We start from the raw sequence: 15,480 nt of genomic DNA, 5'->3' as shown, positions 1-15,480 counted from the left end.
CCGGCCATGACGCCAGCGTGTGTGACCGCAAGAGTCGTCAACTCAAAGCCCCAGCACCGCCTTGGCGATGATGTTGCGCTGGATCTCGTTGGAGCCGCCGTAGATCGAGACCTTGCGGTTGTTGAAGTAGCTCGGCGCGATCTGGGCGGTCCAATCCATGGCCTCGTTCGAGCCGTCGTCGCCATGCACGTCATAGGGCGCGGCGAACGGGCCGATCACTTCCATCAACAGCTCTGTCGTGGTCTGCTGGATCTCCGAGCCCTTGATCTTGAGCACCGACGATGCCGGGTTGGGCTTGCCCTTGCCATGCTTGCCTTCGTCGGCGACGACGCGAAGCTGGGTCAATTCCAGCGCCTTCAGCTCGATCTCGCAGGCCGAGAGTTTTTCGCGGAAGGTCGGATCCTGGATCACCGGCCGGCCCCCGGATTCGACCTTGGAGGCGAGTTCCTTGATGCGGCGCAGCCGCTCCTTGGAGACGCCGACCCGCGCAATACCGGTGCGCTCGTTGCCGAGCAGGAATTTGGCGTAGTCCCAGCCCTTGTTCTCCTCGCCGATCAGGTTCTCGATCGGAACCTCGACATTGTCGAAGAACACTTCGTTGACTTCACAGCCGCCATCGATGGTCTGGATCGGCCGAACGGTGACGCCCTTCGACTTCATGCTGAACACGATGAAGGAGATGCCCATCTGCTTCTTGGCGCTGGGATCGGTGCGGCACAGGCAGAAGATCATGTCGGCATGCTGCGCCAGCGTGGTCCAGGTCTTCTGGCCGTTGATGATCCACTTGTCGCCCTTGCGCTCGGCCTTGGTGCGGAGCGAGGCGAGGTCCGAACCCGAGCCGGGCTCCGAGAAACCCTGGCACCACCAGTCGTCGACACTGGCGATGCGCGGCAAATACTGCTTCTTCTGCGCCTCGTTGCCGAAGGTGTAGATGACCGGGCCGACCATGCTGACGCCGAAGGCGAGCGGCTGCGGCGCCGGATAGGCTTGCAGCTCCTCGTTGAAGATGTAGTGCTGCACGGATGTCCAGCCGGTGCCGCCATATTCCTTCGGCCAGTGCGAGACACCCCAACCCTTCTTGTTCAGGATGCGCCACCAGGTGACCATCTCATCCTTGGAGAGGTGACGGCCCTCCTGCATCTTCCGCCGCGTGTCCGGCGGCACATTGTCCCTGAAGAACGCCCGCACTTCCTCGCGAAATGCCACTTCTTCCTTGGTGAAAGCGAGATCCATCGGATCCTCCTTGTGATGAATTATCTGTCATTCCGGGGCGCGCGTTAGCGCGAACCCGGAATCTCGAAGTAACAAACCTCTGGATTCCGGATCGGCCGCTTCGCGCCCGTCCGGAATGACGCAATGAGCCTTAGTGCACCACCTCGAACAAGCCGGCCGCGCCCATGCCGCCGCCGACGCACATGGTCACGACAGCATATTTCGCCTTGCGGCGGCGGCCTTCGATCAGGGCGTGGCCCGTCAGCCGGGCGCCCGACATGCCGTAGGGATGGCCGACCGCGATCGCGCCGCCATTGACGTTGAGCTTCTCCGGATCGATGCCGAGCTTGTCGCGGCAATAGAGCACCTGCACCGCGAAGGCCTCGTTGAGCTCCCAGAGGTCGATGTCCTCGACCTTCAGGCCATGGCGCTTGAGCAGGCGCGGCACGGCGAAGACCGGGCCGATCCCCATCTCGTCGGGCTCGCAGCCGGCGGAGACGAAACCACGGAAGATGCCGAGCGGCGTCAAGCCGCGCTTGGCCGCTTCCTTGTCGCTCATGATGACGGTCGCACTGGCGCCATCGGAAAGCTGGCTGGCGTTGCCGGCGGTGATGGTAAAACCTTCGCCGCGCACCGGCTTCAGGCCGGCAAGGCCTTCGGCCGTGGTGTCGGGCCGCGGACCCTCATCCTGCGACAGCGTCACCTCCTTGAACGAGACCGCGCCGGTCGCCTTGTCGGTCACCGCCATCTGGGTGGTGATCGGCGCCAGCTCGTCCTTGAACTTGCCGCCCTGCTGGGCGGCTGCGGTGCGGCGCTGGCTCTCCAGCGAATATTCGTCCTGCTTCTCGCGCGAGATGTTGTAGCGTTTGGCGACCACTTCGGCGGTGTCGATCATGGGCATGTAGACCTCGCCCTTGATCTTCAGGAGCGCCGGGTCCTGCGCGTGAAACGTATTGATCTTGTCGTTCTGCACCAGGCTGATCGATTCACCACCGCCGCCGACCGCGATCTCGACGCCGTCAAACAGCACCGAGCGCGCGGCAAGCGCGATCGCCTGCAGGCCCGAGGCACATTGCCGGTCGATGGTGGTGCCGGCGACGGTCACCGGAAGGCCGGCGCGGAGCAGCGCCTTGCGCGCGATGTTGCCGCCGGTTGCGCCCTGCTGCAGGGCCGCGCCCATCACGACGTCCTCGATCTCCTTCGGGTCGACCTTGGCGCGCGCAACCGCTTCGCCGATGGCATGTCCAAGCAGGGTTGCGCCTTCGGTGACGTTGAGCGCGCCGCGATAGGCCTTGCCGATCGGCGTGCGGGCGGTGGAGACGATAACGGCGTCGGTCATGAACGACCTCCTGTTGCGGTTTCTGGTTGTTGTTTCGCTGCGCTGTCCGGAGCGGTCCGCTGCTGGCGCAATTCGTGGCGGGAAAGTTTTCCGACCGGCGTGCGCGGCAATTCCTCGACGAATTCGAGCGCCGAAGGCAATTCATGCTTGCCGAGCTTGCCGGTGAGGAAGCTGCGCAGATCGTCGATCGTGAACGGTGCCGCTCCGTCGCGCAGCTTGACGAAGGCTTTCGCAGCCTCGCCGCGGTAGTCGTCGGGGATGCCGATCACGATCACTTCCTGCACGGCAGGATGCGTATAGATCGCCTGCTCGATCATCTGCGGATAGACGTTGAAGCCGCCGGAGATGATCATGTCCTTCTTGCGGTCGACCAGATAGAAGTAGCCGTCCGCATCGATGTAGCCGATGTCGCCGGTGAGGAAACGGTCGCCGACAAAGGCTTCGGCGGTTTCCTTCGGCCGGTTCCAGTAGCCTTTGGTGACATTCGGTCCGCGAATCCGAATCTCGCCGACTTCGCCCACGGGCAAGACCTGCTTCGGATCATCCAGCGAGACCACATCGAGCTCGATGCCCGGCAGCATCAGGCCGATCGAGCCGGGCTTGTCCGGCCCTTCCTTCACATGACCGGTCCCCGGGGAACAAGTCTCCGTCATGCCCCAGCCGCTGCGCAGCTTCATGCCGACGCGGCGCTCGAAGATCTTGGCGACTTCCACCGGCAGCGGCGCGCCGCCGGAACCGCAGCTCACCAGCGAGGATAGGTCGCGTTTGTCGAGATCGGGCAGGGCGGCGATCGCGATCCACATCGTGGGTACGCCGGGGAACACGGTGGCGCGCTTCTCCTCGATGTCGCGCATCACGGCCTGGACGTCGAAGCGCTGGTGCAGCGAGATCAGATGGCCGTGCCGGATCGAGGACAGCAGCACGACCGTCAGCGCATAGATGTGGAACAGCGGCAGCACGCAGATCACGCGCTCGATCGCGTCGCGCTCCGCGCGGGCCGCCTTGCCCCAGACTTCATAGATCGACACGGCTGCAGTCAGGTTGCCGTGGCTCAGCATCGCGCCCTTCGGCAGGCCGGTGGTGCCGCCGGTATATTGCAGCAGCGCGACGTCGTCGGCGCTGACCTCAGGCCATTTGGCCGCCCTGGTCGCGCCGTCGACGAACTGGCGATAGGTGATGATGGCGGGATTGTCGGGCAGCGCGGTCTGGGGTGTGCCGACCTTGCCCCAATGATCGTCCTCGCAGACGATCAGCCGATCGAGGAGGCCCTTGTCGAGGAACTTCAGCGCCGTCGGCAACAGTGCCGAGAGGTTGCTGGTGATAAGGATGCGGGCGCCGGAATCCGAGAGCTTGTGCGAGAGCGCGATCTCGCCGTCGAGCGGCGAGAGATGCACGACGCGGGCACCGGCCTTCAGCGCGCCGAAGAAGTTGATGGGATGGTCGGGCGTATTGCCCAGGAACAGCGCCACCGACGTGTCCCTGCCGTAGCCGGCCTGCAGGAACGCGGAAGCCGCGGTTTCGACCAGCGCTTCCAGCTCGGCATACGTGATCGGCCGGTTGCGGAATTCGATCACCGTCCGCGGGCCGTAGGCTGCGGCGGCGGTCGACAGCAAATCAGGCAATGTGCCGCGCGCGATCGGGTCGTCCCAATGCACGCCCTTCGGATAAAACTGTTCGCCGGGATGGGTCATGATGCTCCAGCCAGATACGCCGTCATTCCGGGGCGCGACGAAGTCGCGAACCCGGAATCTCGAGGTTCCGGGTTCGCGCTGCGCGCGCCCCGGAACGACAACGAGTGAGCACACGGCCCATCAAGCCGCCTTCGACGCCGCGGCGAGCGAAGCAAACGTCTTGCCTTCGTCGGCGAGGCGCTTGAGCAGCGGCGCCGGCTCGAGCGAGGGATCGTTGGTCTCCTTGGCATAGAAGGCGAGGCGATCGGCGATGTGCTTCAGGCCCACCGTGTCGGCCCAGAACATCGGGCCGCCGCGGTAGATCGGCCAGCCATAGCCATAGAGCCAGACCACGTCGATGTCGGAAGGCCGCGCCGCGATGCCCTCCTCCAGGATGCGCGCACCCTCGTTGATCATCGGGTACATCATGCGCTCGAGGATCTCGTCGTCGCTGACGACGCGCTTCTTGCGGCCGAGGCGCGCGAGCGTCTCGTCAATCAGCTTCTCGACTTCCGGATCGGGCAGTGCCGCGCGAGAGCCCGCCTCGTACTTGTAATAGCCCTTGCCGGTCTTCTGGCCAAAGCGGCCGGCCTCGCACAGCGCGTCCGCGATCTCCGACTTGATGCCGCGGTCCTTGCGCGAGCGCCAGCCGATGTCGAGGCCGGCGAGGTCGCCCATCGCGAACGGGCCCATCGGCATGCCGAACTTGGTCACCACGGCATCGACCTGCTGTGGGAGCGCGCCTTCGAACAGCAGCTTTTCCGCCTGCTTGCCGCGCTGGGCCAGCATACGGTTGCCGACGAAGCCATCGCAGACGCCGACCACGGCCGGCACTTTTGCAATTTTGCGCGCGATCGAGACTGCGGTAACCAACGCGTCGGGGGCGGTCTTCTCGGCGCGGACGATCTCGCAGAGCTTCATGACGTTCGCGGGCGAGAAGAAGTGCATGCCCAGCACGTCCTGCGGCCGCTTGGTCTCCTTCGCGATGTCGTCGATGTTCAGGTAGGACGTGTTGGAGGCGAGCACGGCGCCCGGCTTGGCATATTGATCGAGCTTGCCGAACACTTCCTTCTTGACCGCCATGGTCTCGAACACCGCCTCGATGACGAGGTCGGCGTCCTTGACATTCTCGAGGCCGACGACGCCGGTGATGAGCGCCATCCGCTTGGCGGGCGCATCTGCTGGGATACCACCACGGGCCGCTGTCGCCTCATAGTTCTTCTGCATCACGCCCAGGCCGCGCTTGAGCTGCTCCTCGCTGGTCTCGATCAGCGTCACAGGAATGCCGGCATTGGCAAACGACATCGCGATGCCGCCGCCCATGGTGCCGGCGCCGATGATCGCGACACGCTCGACCGGCCGCGACTTCGTGCCATCTGGTACACCAGCGATCTTCGCGGCTTCGCGTTCGGCAAAGAAGGCATAGCGCTGCGCCTTGGACTGGTCGCTGGCGACCAGCTTCAGGAAGGTCTCGCGCTCCTTCTTCAGCCCCTCATCGAACGGAAGGTCGATCGCAGCACCGACCGCGTCGGCGGCGGCGAACGGCGCTTCCAGGCCGCGTGCGCGCTTGGTCAGTGCGGCGACCGCATTGGTGAAGATCGAACGGTCGGCCTTGGCCGCAGCGAGCTTGGAGTCGTCGTCGCGCAACTTTCGCAACGGGCGTTTCTCCGCCAGCACCTTGAGCGCGAAGGCTTCGCCGCCGGCGGCCGGTCCCTCGACGATCTCTTCGATCAACCCGCTCTTGAGCGCTTCCGCGGCGCCGATCGGATCACCGCCGACGATCATCTTGACCGCAAGTTCCGGTCCGACCGCGCGCGGCAGCCGCTGGGTGCCGCCGGCGCCCGGCAACAGGCCGAGCTTGACTTCGGGCAGGCCGAGCCGGGCGTCCTTGGTCGCCACGCGATAGTGGCATGCCAGAGCGACCTCGAGGCCGCCGCCGAGCGCGGTGCCGTGGATCGCGGCAACGATCGGCTTCGGTGAATTCTCCATCACCTCCAGCACCTCGTTGAGGCCGGGCGGCTTCGGCGGCTTGCCGAATTCGGTGATGTCGGCGCCGGCGATGAAGGTGCGGCCGGCGCAGGTCAGCACGATCGCCTTCACTTCGGCATCGGCAATCGCGCTCTTGATGCATTCCAGGATGCCGCCGCGTACTGCGGCACTCAGCGCGTTGACCGGAGGATTGTTAACCGTGACGATGCCAATGATGTCATGCCGCTCGAGTTTTACGACTTCGCTCACGAGACTCTCCTTGGATGCTGTGTTCTTTTGCAGTGAGTTCTTTTGCAGTGTGTTCTTTTGCAAGGCGTTCTTGCAGTTCTTGCGTTTAGTGGCTAATTTCGCACTGCGAAATTAAATTCCACATCTTGACAGGGAGGGTTATTTTGAAGCACGTCCCTTGTCAACGAGATCGACAAAGTGACAGGGAATGAAGCGTTCAGGAAAGAAGGCGGCGACCGATCGCAATTTTGTGGTCGCGCTTTCCCGTGGATTGGAAGTCCTGCGCGCATTCCGTCCCAATGACGGGCTTCTCGGCAATCAGGAGATTGCGGCCCGCACCAATTTGCCGAAGCCAACCATTTCACGGTTGACCTACACGTTGACCAAGCTCGGTTACCTTACACCCGTGCCGCGTTTCGAGAAGTACCAGCTCGCGCCCTCTGCCATGGCGCTGGGTTATGCCGCGCTTGCCAATCTCGGCGTCCGGCATTTGTCCGAGCCCTATCGCGAGGACGTGATGCGCGAGACGGGCGGTGCGGTTGCGGTAGGCGGGCGCGACCGGCTCAGCATGATCTATTTCGGACAGAGTCGGAATGGACTGACGCTCGGCGTTCAGCTCGATGTCGGTTCGCGGATACCAATAGCGACCACCGCGATGGGGCGCGCCTATATCTGGGCGCTGCCGGACGATGAGCGTGCCGCTTTGCTGCGCGAGCTTCGAGACCACTACGGCAGCCGCTGGCCAAAGATACGCGACGGCATCGAGCGCTCGGGCGAATTGGTAGCGAAGCGCGGTTTTGCAATTTCTGCTGGCGAATGGCAGGACGATGTTCACGCCGTCGGCGTCGCATTGCAGCTTAATGACGGAACCGGTCCGTATGCGTTCAATTGCGGCGCGCCGGCATTCCGCTTTACGGAAGACCGGTTGCTCGACGATATTGGACCTCGCCTTGTCGCGATGGTAAGGAACATCGAGCAGGCGCTTGGTGGGGTAGCGCCGCAATCCAGAAAAGCTGAAAGCAAAAAGTCGAGATCAGGAGGGAAAGTTGCACGTGTGGCCGAGGGCATCTGACAGCCTTCTTCATCGCCGGCGCGATCATTCGCGCGGCGCTCTCCGCCCTCTCAAGCGGGCGGGCGAGACGAGATGACGCAGGCACAACTCGCGCAGGGTCATGCGCCACTGCTCGCGGTTCGCGACGTCAGCGTCGTGTTCGGCGGCATCGTCGCGTTGAACGGCGTCTCCTTCGACATGCATCAGGGCCAGATCCTGGGACTGATCGGACCGAACGGCGCCGGCAAGACGACGCTCTTCAATTGCCTCTCACGGCTCTATCAGCCGAGCTCCGGCGACATCCTGATGGAAGGCGCGAGCATCCTTAGCCGCCCGCCGCACAAGATCGCCGAGATCGGCATCGGTCGCACCTTCCAGAACGTGGCGCTGTTTCCCAATCTCTCGGTGCTCGACAATGTCCGCGTCGGGACGCACGCGCGCACGTCCAGCGACATCATCAGCGACTCGCTCAAGCTCGCCTGGATCAGGCGCACCGAGGCTTCGGTCAACAAGAAGGTGCACGATATCCTGGCCTATCTCGACCTCGAGGACGTCGCGCACAGCATCGTTTCGGGCCTGCCGTTCGGCACCCAGAAGCGCGTCGAACTGGCGCGCGCGCTCGCGGCCGATCCGAAGATCCTTTTGTTGGACGAGCCGGCCGGTGGCCTCAACCATGAAGAGGTCTATGTGCTCGGCGACCTCGTCCGCAAGATCCGCGACGAGCGCAAGATCACCGTGCTCCTGGTCGAGCACCACATGGGCATGGTGATGTCGACCGCCGACCATGTCGTCGCGCTCAATTTCGGCCGCAAGCTCGCGGAGGGAACCCCTAGCCAGGTCCAGGCCGACCCCGACGTCATCAAGGCCTATCTCGGGAGCAAGGACCAATGACGACGATGCTCAACGTCAAGGATCTGCGCGCCTACTACGGCCAGGTCCAGGCGCTTCACGGCCTCAGCTTCTCCCTGAACGAAGGTTCGCTCACCACGCTGCTCGGGGCCAACGGCGCCGGCAAGACCACCACGCTGCGGGCGATCTGCAACATGGTGCGCTCGACCGGCGCGGTCGAATTCGAGGGCAAGCCGATCGGCAATCGTTCGACCGAGAACGTCGTCCGCCTCGGCATCGCCCATGTGCCGCAGGGCCGCGGCACCTTCACCAACATGACGGTGGAGGAGAATCTGCAGCTCGGCGCCATCACGCGCGGCGACAAGAAGAACATCGTCGCCGACATCGAGCGCATGTACGACCACTTCCCGGTGCTCAAGCAGCGCTACACCCAGCAGGCCGGCACGCTGTCGGGCGGCGAGCAGCAGATGCTTGCCGTCGCGCGCGCGCTGATGCTGCGGCCGCGGCTGATGCTCTTGGACGAGCCGTCGTTCGGCCTGGCGCCGCTGGTGGTGCGCGACCTGTTCCGCATCCTCGGCAAGATCAACCGCGAGGACAAAGTCACCATCCTGGTGGTCGAGCAGAACGCGCAGCTCGCGCTCGAGCTCGCGGATCAGGCCTATGTGATCGAAACCGGACGCATCGTGATGTCCGGCAACGCCAAGGACGTCGCCAACAACGAAGACGTCCGTAAATCCTATCTGGGTTACTGAGGGAGCGAGGACCATGGAGCTTTTTGCCAACCAAGTCCTGGCCGGCATCGCCACAGGCGCGATCTACGCCTGCATGGCGCTCGCCGTCGTGATGATCTACCAGGCGATTGACCATCTCAATTTCGCGCAAGGCGAAATGGCGATGTTCTCGACTTTCATGTCCTGGCAGATGATGCAATGGGGCGTGCCCTATTGGGGGGCGTTCATCCTCACCGTCATCCTTTCCTTCGCCGGTGGCATCCTGATCGAGCGGCTGTTGTTCAAGCCCTTGGCGAAGGCGCCGGTCTTGACCAACGTCGCCGGCTTCATCGCGCTGTTTGCGATCGTCAACTCGGTCGCGGGCCTGATCTGGGATTTCACCATCAAGCAATATCCGACGCCGTTCGGCTCCTCGCCGTTCCTCGGCAGCCAGCTTATCTCGACCCACCAGGCCGGCATGGTCGGCGTCACCCTGCTGCTGCTCGCCGGGCTCTATTTCTTCTTCCAGTTCACCCGCATTGGCCTTGCGATGCGGGCGGCTGCCTCGTTGCCTGAATCGGCGCGGCTGGTCGGCATCAACACCTCATGGATGATCGCGCTCGGCTGGGGCATGGCCTCCGCCATCGGCGCGATCGCCGGCATGCTGATCGCCCCGGTGGTGTTCCTGGAGCCGAATATGATGGGCGGCGTCCTGATCTACGGTTTCGCCTCCGCGGTGCTCGGCGGCCTTAGCTCGCCGCTCGGCGCCGTGATCGGCGGCTTCCTGGTCGGCGTGTTCGAGAACCTTGCCGGCACCTACATTCCAGGCGTCGGCAACGAGCTCAAGCTGCCGATCGCGCTTGCGCTGATCATCACCGTGTTGGTCGTCAAACCGGCCGGGCTGTTTGGCCGGCCCATCGTGAAGCGAGTCTGATCATGAGCGCGGCTGAAGAAGTTGTAACCGAAGCCCCGGCCGTCGAGGCGGTTCCGAAGCGTGCCATGACGCTCGGCTACGGCACCTCGCTGGTGGTGCTGGCGGCCCTGATCCTGACGCCCTTGTTCGTCAAGAACTTCGTCATCTTCCAGATGACGATGCTCCTGATCTACGCCCTCGCGGTGCTGGCGCTCAACATCCTGACCGGCGGCAGCGGGCAGTTCTCGCTCGGCCAGAGCGCGTTCTATGCCATCGGCGCCTATGTCACGGCGATCCTGATGGAGCACTTCAACGTCAACTACGCGCTGACCCTGCCGGTCGCGGGCGTCGTCTGCTTCGGTGCGGGTTTCCTGTTCGGCCAGCCGGCGCTGCGGCTGTCTGGCATCTACCTCGCGCTCGCGACCTTTGCTCTGGCGCTCGCCATGCCGCAGCTCCTCAAGCTCGGCTTCCTCGAGCACTGGACCGGCGGCGTGCAGGGCCTTGTGGTGACCAAGCCGGATGCGCCATTCGGCCTGCCGTTGTCACAGGACATGTGGCTCTATTACTTCACACTGGCGGTCTCGATCGGGATCTATGTCGCCTCGGTGAACCTGTTGCGCTCGCGCTCGGGCCGCGCCCTCATGTCGATCCGCGACAACGAGATCGCGGCCTCCGCCATGGGCGTTAACGTCGCGCTGTACAAGACACTGGCATTCGGCGTGAGTGCCGGGATCACCGGCATCGCCGGCGGCCTCGGCGCGATCGCGGTGCAGTTCGTGGCGCCTGACGGCTACACCATCACGCTCGCGATCTCGCTGTTCGTCGGCATGGTGGTCGGCGGCGTCGGCTGGCTGCCGGGTTCGATCGTCGGCTCCGCGTTCATCATCTTCGTGCCGAATATTGCGGAAGGCATTTCCAAGGGTCTCTCCGGCGCCGTGTTCGGCGTGCTCCTGTTCCTCGTCATCTACCTGGTGCCGCATGGCGCCCGGCAGGTCGCCCTCATTGCCCAGCAACTGGCGGCGAAACTCAAGAAGAACTGAAGAACCAAGAAAAGAGACTTTAGGAGAGACAATGCCCTTCAAACCACGGACCGCCGTGCTTTCGGCGGCGGTCATCGCTTTTGCTGCCGCTTCCGGCAGTGCCTTCGCCCAGAAGACATATGATACCGGCGCCTCCGACACCGAGATCAAGGTCGGCAACATCATCCCCTATAGCGGACCCGCATCCGCCTATGGCAGCATCGGCAAGACCGAGGCCGCCTATTTCCGGATGATCAACGATCAGGGCGGCATCAACGGCCGCAAGGTCAATTTCATTACTTATGACGACGCCTACTCGCCGCCGAAGGCGGTCGAGCAGGTACGCAAGCTGGTCGAGAGCGACGAAGTCCTTGTCGTCTTCAATCCGCTCGGCACGCCCTCGAACACCGCGATCCAGAAATACCTCAACTCCAAGAAGATCCCGCAACTGTTCGTCGCCACCGGCGCGACCAAGTGGAACGACCCGAAGAACTTCCCTTGGACCATAGGCTGGCAGCCGAGCTACCAGAGCGAAGCGCACATCTACGCGAAATGGCTGATGAAGGAGAAGCCGGACGCCAAGGTCGCGATCCTCTACCAGAACGACGATTTCGGTAAGGATTACCTCAAGGGCACCAAGGACGGCCTCGGCGCCAAGGGTGCCTCGATGATCATCCTCGAGGAGAGCTACGAGATCTCCGAGCCGACGATCGATTCCCACATCGTCAAGATCAAGGCCGCCAATCCGGACGTGCTGCTGATCTACGCCACGCCGAAATTCGCCGCCCAGACCATCAAGAAGACCGCCGAACTCGGCTGGAAGCCGTTGCAGATCGTCACCAACGTCTCAATCTCGGTCGGCAGCGTGATGCAGCCGGCGGGATTTGAGAACGCCCAGGGCGTGTTCTCGGCGGCCTACGCCAAGGACGGCAGCGACCCGCAATGGAACAACGATCCCGGCATGAAAAAGTGGAATGAATTCCTCGACAAGTACATGCCGGGTGCCGACAAGACCGAGAGCGGTCTGGTTTACGGCTACGGCGCTGCACAAACCCTGGCGAAGGTGCTGGAGATGTGCGGCGACGATCTCACCCGGGCCAACGTGATGAAACGGGCCGCCAGCCTGAAGGATTTTACGCCTGACACGCTGCTGCCCGGCGTCAAGATCAACACCAGCGCCACCGACTTTGCCCCGATCAGCCAGCTTCAGATGATGCGCTTCAAGGGACAGAAATGGGAACTGTTCGGCGAAATCATCAGCGGCGACGTCCCCGCCGACTGAGGTTGCAGTGCAAGAGACCAGCGCAAAGCCCCGCGGCGCAAGCCGTGGGGCTTTTTGTTGACGGACGGTGCGAGAACCGCATTCAATGCCCGCCGTGGGGGTTCCAAGAAACGCATCCACCAGAGCATGATCCGGAAAAGTGGGAACCGGTTTTCCGAAAAGATCATGCTCAAACAAAGAGATGAGATCATGATCCGATTCCGTCTAATCGGATCATGATCTCGAGGATGAAGGAAACGAATGACTGCCGTGCCTTTGCGATTGACTGCCCTTTCAGCCGTGCTCGCCCTGATCATCGCCACCACCGGCGGTGCGCTCGCCCAGAAGAAGTACGATACCGGCGCCAGCGACACCGAGATCAGAATAGGCAACATCATGCCCTATAGCGGACCGGCTTCCGGCTATGGCGTGATCGGCAAGACCGAGGCTGCCTATTTCAACAAGGTCAACGCCGAGGGCGGCATCAACGGTCGCAAGATCGTTTTTCTCAGCTACGACGACGGCTACAACCCGTCGAAGACGGTGGAGCAGGCGCGCAAGCTCGTGGAGAGCGATAAAGTGCTTCTGATCTTCAACTCGCTCGGCACGGTCACCAACCTCGCGATCCAGAAATACATGAACGGCAAGGGAGTGCCGCAGCTCTTCGTCGCCTCCGGCGCCAGCAAGTGGGACCAGCCAAAAGAGTTTCCGTGGACGATGGGCTGGCAGCCGAACTACCAGAGCGAGGCGCGCATCTATGCCAAATACATCATGAAAGAGAGGCCGGACGCCAAGGTCGGCGTGCTCTATCAGAACGACGATTTCGGCAAGGACTACCTCAGGGGCTTGAGGGACGGATTCGGCGAGAAGGCGGCGATGATCGTCGCCGAAGAGAGCTACGAGACGTCAGAGCCGTCGATGGAGAGCCACATCGTCAAGCTGAAGGCCGCCGGCGTCGACGTCTTCATCAACGTCGCCATGCCGAAATTCGCAGCTCAGGCGATGAAGAACGTCGCGGAACTCAACTGGAAGCCGGTGCAGATCGTGTCCAATGTCTCCGCTTCCGTCGGCGGTGCGATGAAGCCGGCCGGCTTTGAGAATGTGCAGGGCGTCCTGTCGGCGGCCTATGCCAAGGATGGCGCCGACCCGCAATGGGACAACGATCCCGGCATGAAGCGATTCTTTGCGTTCCTTCAGGAATATTATCCGGAAGCCGATCGGCGCGACGACGCGGCGGTCTATGGCTATGGCGCGGCGCAAACCATGGTGAAGGTGCTGCAGATGTGCGGCGACGATCTCACCCGTGCCAACATCATGAAGCAGGCCGCGAGCCTGAGGGAGTTTGCGCCCGACACGCTGCTGCCCGGCATCACCATCAACACATCGCCGACCGACTTCGCGCCCATCAAGCAACTGCAGATGATGCGCTTCAAGGGAGACAAGTGGGAGTTGTTCGGCCGCATCATGAGCGGCGCGCTCGGGCATTGAGGGAGCCGCGGCGGCATCCGCCGTTTGCAGCCCCCGCGATTCCATCGCGGGGGCTTTTTGTTGCCGGGACCAGGTGGAAGGTATTCAATGCCGGCAGGAGCCGGAAAGTGCTCCCAATCCAAAAAACATGACACGTCCACCATGATCCCAAGGAGATCCCAATGTCTGCCATCCATTTGCGGCTGGGGGCCTTTGCGGCCGCCGTCGCATTGCTGGCCGTGAGCAGCGGCCACGCGCTTGCCCAGAAGGCATACGACGTCGGCGCCACCGACACCGAGATCAAGATCGGCAACATCATGCCCTACAGCGGACCGGCCTCCGCTTATGGCGTGATCGGCAAGACGGAGGCGGCCTATTTCAACAAGATCAATGCCGAGGGCGGCATCAACGGCCGCAAGATCAACTTCATCTCCTATGACGACGCCTACTCTCCGCCGAAGACGGTGGAGCAGGCGCGCAAGCTGGTCGAGAGCGACGAGGTGCTCTTCATCTTTAATTCGCTCGGCACGCCGCCGAACTCGGCGATCCAGAAATACATGAACCAGAAGAAGGTGCCGCAGCTCTTCGTCGCCACCGGCGCCACCAAGTGGAACGATCCGAAAGATTTCCCCTGGACCATGGGCTGGCAGCCCAATTACCAGAGCAAGTCGATCATCTACGCCAGGTACATCCTGAAGAACCATCCGAACGCCAGGATCGCGGTGCTCTACCAGAACGATGATTACGGCAAGGACTACCTGAAAGGCTTCAGGGACGGCCTCGGCAGCAAGGCGGCTTCGATGATCGTGATCGAGGAAAGCTACGAAGTCTCCGAACCCTCCATCGACTCCCACATCGTCAAGCTCTGGTCGTCCGGGGCCGATGTGTTCTTCGACATCACCACGCCGAAATTCGCGGCGCAGGCGATCAAGAAGAACGCCGAGATCGGCTGGAAGCCGTTGCACTTCCTCAACAACGTCTCGTCCTCTGTAGGCAGCGTGCTCAAGCCGGCCGGCTTCGAGAACGCGCAGGATATCATCTCGTCGAACTACTTGAAGGATCCGACCGATCCGCAATGGAAGAACGATCCCGGCATGATCGCCTGGAACGAATTCCTCGATAAATACTATCCTGAGGCCAATCGCTCCGACCTCTCGGTGATGTACGGCTACACGGTGGCGCAAGGCATGGCGCATGTGCTGAAGGCCTGCGGCGACAACCTGACCCGCGAGAACATCATGAAGCAGGCCGCCAGCATCCGCGACCTCGAGCTCGACGGGCTGTTGCCCGGCATCAAGGTGAATACGTCGCGGACCGATTTCGCGCCGCTGTCGCAACTGCAGCTCATGCAATTCAAGGGCGACACCTGGGAGCGCTTCGGCGACATCCTGAGCGGCGACGTCGGCGGCTGATCCTGATGTCATTTGCTTGAATCAGTCAGTCCGCGAGTTCATTCACCTCTCCCGCTTGCGGGGGAGGTCGCTGCGCCCTTGCGCAGCGGGTGGGGCTCTCTCCCCACGAAGAGTCCCATCGCGGAGACAGCCTCACCCCAACCCTCTCGCGCAGGCGGGAGAGGGAGCGCAGTGTTCGTCGCGGACGCAGTTCGACCCGATCTCATCGTGCTGCTGCGGCTTGCGTGTACGTGACTACTAAAGATGCAGCCCCTGCGGCTTTGCCGCAGGGGCTTTTTGTTGAGGCAATGTCGGCAAAATGGTAAGCCATAGGGCTAACACCAAGAGCTTTCGGATCAAGAAAGCCATGACACAGCATCA

General features: G+C 62.7%; 12 protein-coding genes. 8 read left to right on the top strand and 4 right to left on the bottom strand.

From position 1 onward, the window contains the following. Positions 1 to 42: 42 nt before the first annotated feature. From pimC to OZ411_RS20905, 4 genes are all read right to left on the bottom strand, one after another. Positions 43 to 1,233: a pimeloyl-CoA dehydrogenase large subunit gene (gene pimC, locus OZ411_RS20920; protein ID WP_282529476.1), complete on the bottom strand. Its 1,191-nt coding sequence runs from the start codon at positions 1,231 to 1,233 to the stop codon at positions 43 to 45. Between the two features lie 130 nt (positions 1,234 to 1,363). Next, positions 1,364 to 2,551: an acetyl-CoA C-acyltransferase gene (locus OZ411_RS20915; protein WP_282529475.1), complete on the bottom strand. Its 1,188-nt coding sequence runs from the start codon at positions 2,549 to 2,551 to the stop codon at positions 1,364 to 1,366. After that, complete coding sequence (pimA, locus tag OZ411_RS20910) at positions 2,548 to 4,242, bottom strand: dicarboxylate--CoA ligase PimA (RefSeq protein WP_282529474.1); 1,695 nt, start codon at positions 4,240 to 4,242, stop codon at positions 2,548 to 2,550. The genes OZ411_RS20915 and pimA overlap by 4 nt, the downstream gene beginning before the upstream one ends. Before the next feature lie 120 nt (positions 4,243 to 4,362). Beyond that, the gene (locus OZ411_RS20905) at positions 4,363 to 6,459 is read right to left on the bottom strand and encodes a 3-hydroxyacyl-CoA dehydrogenase NAD-binding domain-containing protein (RefSeq protein WP_282529473.1); all 2,097 of its coding nucleotides are present in this window, start codon (positions 6,457 to 6,459) and stop codon (positions 4,363 to 4,365) included. Between the two features lie 187 nt (positions 6,460 to 6,646). Between OZ411_RS20905 and OZ411_RS20900 the strand changes: the two genes are divergently transcribed. From OZ411_RS20900 to OZ411_RS20865, 8 genes are all read left to right on the top strand, one after another. Next, positions 6,647 to 7,510 (top strand): IclR family transcriptional regulator, encoded by an 864-nt coding sequence (locus OZ411_RS20900; protein ID WP_282529472.1) that lies wholly within the window; start codon positions 6,647 to 6,649, stop codon positions 7,508 to 7,510. 72 nt (positions 7,511 to 7,582) lie between these two features. Further along, positions 7,583 to 8,380 (top strand): ABC transporter ATP-binding protein, encoded by a 798-nt coding sequence (locus OZ411_RS20895; RefSeq protein ID WP_282529471.1) that lies wholly within the window; start codon positions 7,583 to 7,585, stop codon positions 8,378 to 8,380. Continuing rightward, positions 8,377 to 9,090 carry an ABC transporter ATP-binding protein gene (locus OZ411_RS20890; protein WP_282529470.1) on the top strand — a complete coding sequence of 238 codons (714 nt, stop codon included), beginning with the start codon at positions 8,377 to 8,379 and terminating at the stop codon, positions 9,088 to 9,090. Before OZ411_RS20895 ends, OZ411_RS20890 begins: the two co-directional genes overlap by 4 nt. A gap of 13 nt (positions 9,091 to 9,103) precedes the next feature. Then, positions 9,104 to 9,982, top strand: a complete 879-nt coding sequence (locus OZ411_RS20885) for a branched-chain amino acid ABC transporter permease (protein ID WP_130580593.1) — start codon at positions 9,104 to 9,106, stop codon at positions 9,980 to 9,982. Positions 9,983 to 9,984: 2 nt separating this feature from the next. Then, a complete protein-coding gene (locus OZ411_RS20880) occupies positions 9,985 to 11,001 on the top strand; it encodes a branched-chain amino acid ABC transporter permease (RefSeq protein ID WP_130580594.1) in 1,017 nt (338 codons plus the stop codon). A gap of 31 nt (positions 11,002 to 11,032) precedes the next feature. Beyond that, on the top strand, positions 11,033 to 12,262 hold the full coding sequence (locus OZ411_RS20875) for an ABC transporter substrate-binding protein (RefSeq protein ID WP_282529469.1): 1,230 nt from the start codon (positions 11,033 to 11,035) through the stop codon (positions 12,260 to 12,262). A gap of 240 nt (positions 12,263 to 12,502) precedes the next feature. Continuing rightward, positions 12,503 to 13,729 (top strand): ABC transporter substrate-binding protein, encoded by a 1,227-nt coding sequence (locus tag OZ411_RS20870; RefSeq protein ID WP_282529468.1) that lies wholly within the window; start codon positions 12,503 to 12,505, stop codon positions 13,727 to 13,729. 161 nt (positions 13,730 to 13,890) lie between these two features. Continuing rightward, positions 13,891 to 15,120: an ABC transporter substrate-binding protein gene (locus OZ411_RS20865; protein ID WP_282529467.1), complete on the top strand. Its 1,230-nt coding sequence runs from the start codon at positions 13,891 to 13,893 to the stop codon at positions 15,118 to 15,120. Positions 15,121 to 15,480 lie beyond the last annotated feature (360 nt).

The sequence above is a fragment of the Bradyrhizobium sp. Arg237L genome (assembly GCF_029990105.1).
Classification (GTDB): Bacteria; Pseudomonadota; Alphaproteobacteria; order Rhizobiales; family Xanthobacteraceae; genus Bradyrhizobium.
The sequence above is the reverse complement of the archived record's forward strand: the minus strand, read 5'-3'. Positions and strand labels throughout refer to the sequence as shown.

Bases quoted from the DNA above. Each gene is read 5' to 3' on its own strand.
- OZ411_RS20865 (WP_282529467.1), top strand. From the start codon at position 13,891: ATGTCTGCCATCCATTTGCGGCTGGGGGCCTTTGCGGCCGCCGTCGCA.
- pimA (WP_282529474.1), bottom strand. From the start codon at position 4,242: ATGACCCATCCCGGCGAACAGTTTTATCCGAAGGGCGTGCATTGGGAC.
- OZ411_RS20915 (WP_282529475.1), bottom strand. From the start codon at position 2,551: ATGACCGACGCCGTTATCGTCTCCACCGCCCGCACGCCGATCGGCAAG.
- OZ411_RS20895 (WP_282529471.1), top strand. From the start codon at position 7,583: ATGACGCAGGCACAACTCGCGCAGGGTCATGCGCCACTGCTCGCGGTT.
- OZ411_RS20900 (WP_282529472.1), top strand. From the start codon at position 6,647: ATGAAGCGTTCAGGAAAGAAGGCGGCGACCGATCGCAATTTTGTGGTC.
- OZ411_RS20870 (WP_282529468.1), top strand. From the start codon at position 12,503: ATGACTGCCGTGCCTTTGCGATTGACTGCCCTTTCAGCCGTGCTCGCC.
- pimC (WP_282529476.1), bottom strand. From the start codon at position 1,233: ATGGATCTCGCTTTCACCAAGGAAGAAGTGGCATTTCGCGAGGAAGTG.
- OZ411_RS20890 (WP_282529470.1), top strand. From the start codon at position 8,377: ATGACGACGATGCTCAACGTCAAGGATCTGCGCGCCTACTACGGCCAG.
- OZ411_RS20885 (WP_130580593.1), top strand. From the start codon at position 9,104: ATGGAGCTTTTTGCCAACCAAGTCCTGGCCGGCATCGCCACAGGCGCG.
- OZ411_RS20875 (WP_282529469.1), top strand. From the start codon at position 11,033: ATGCCCTTCAAACCACGGACCGCCGTGCTTTCGGCGGCGGTCATCGCT.
- OZ411_RS20880 (WP_130580594.1), top strand. From the start codon at position 9,985: ATGAGCGCGGCTGAAGAAGTTGTAACCGAAGCCCCGGCCGTCGAGGCG.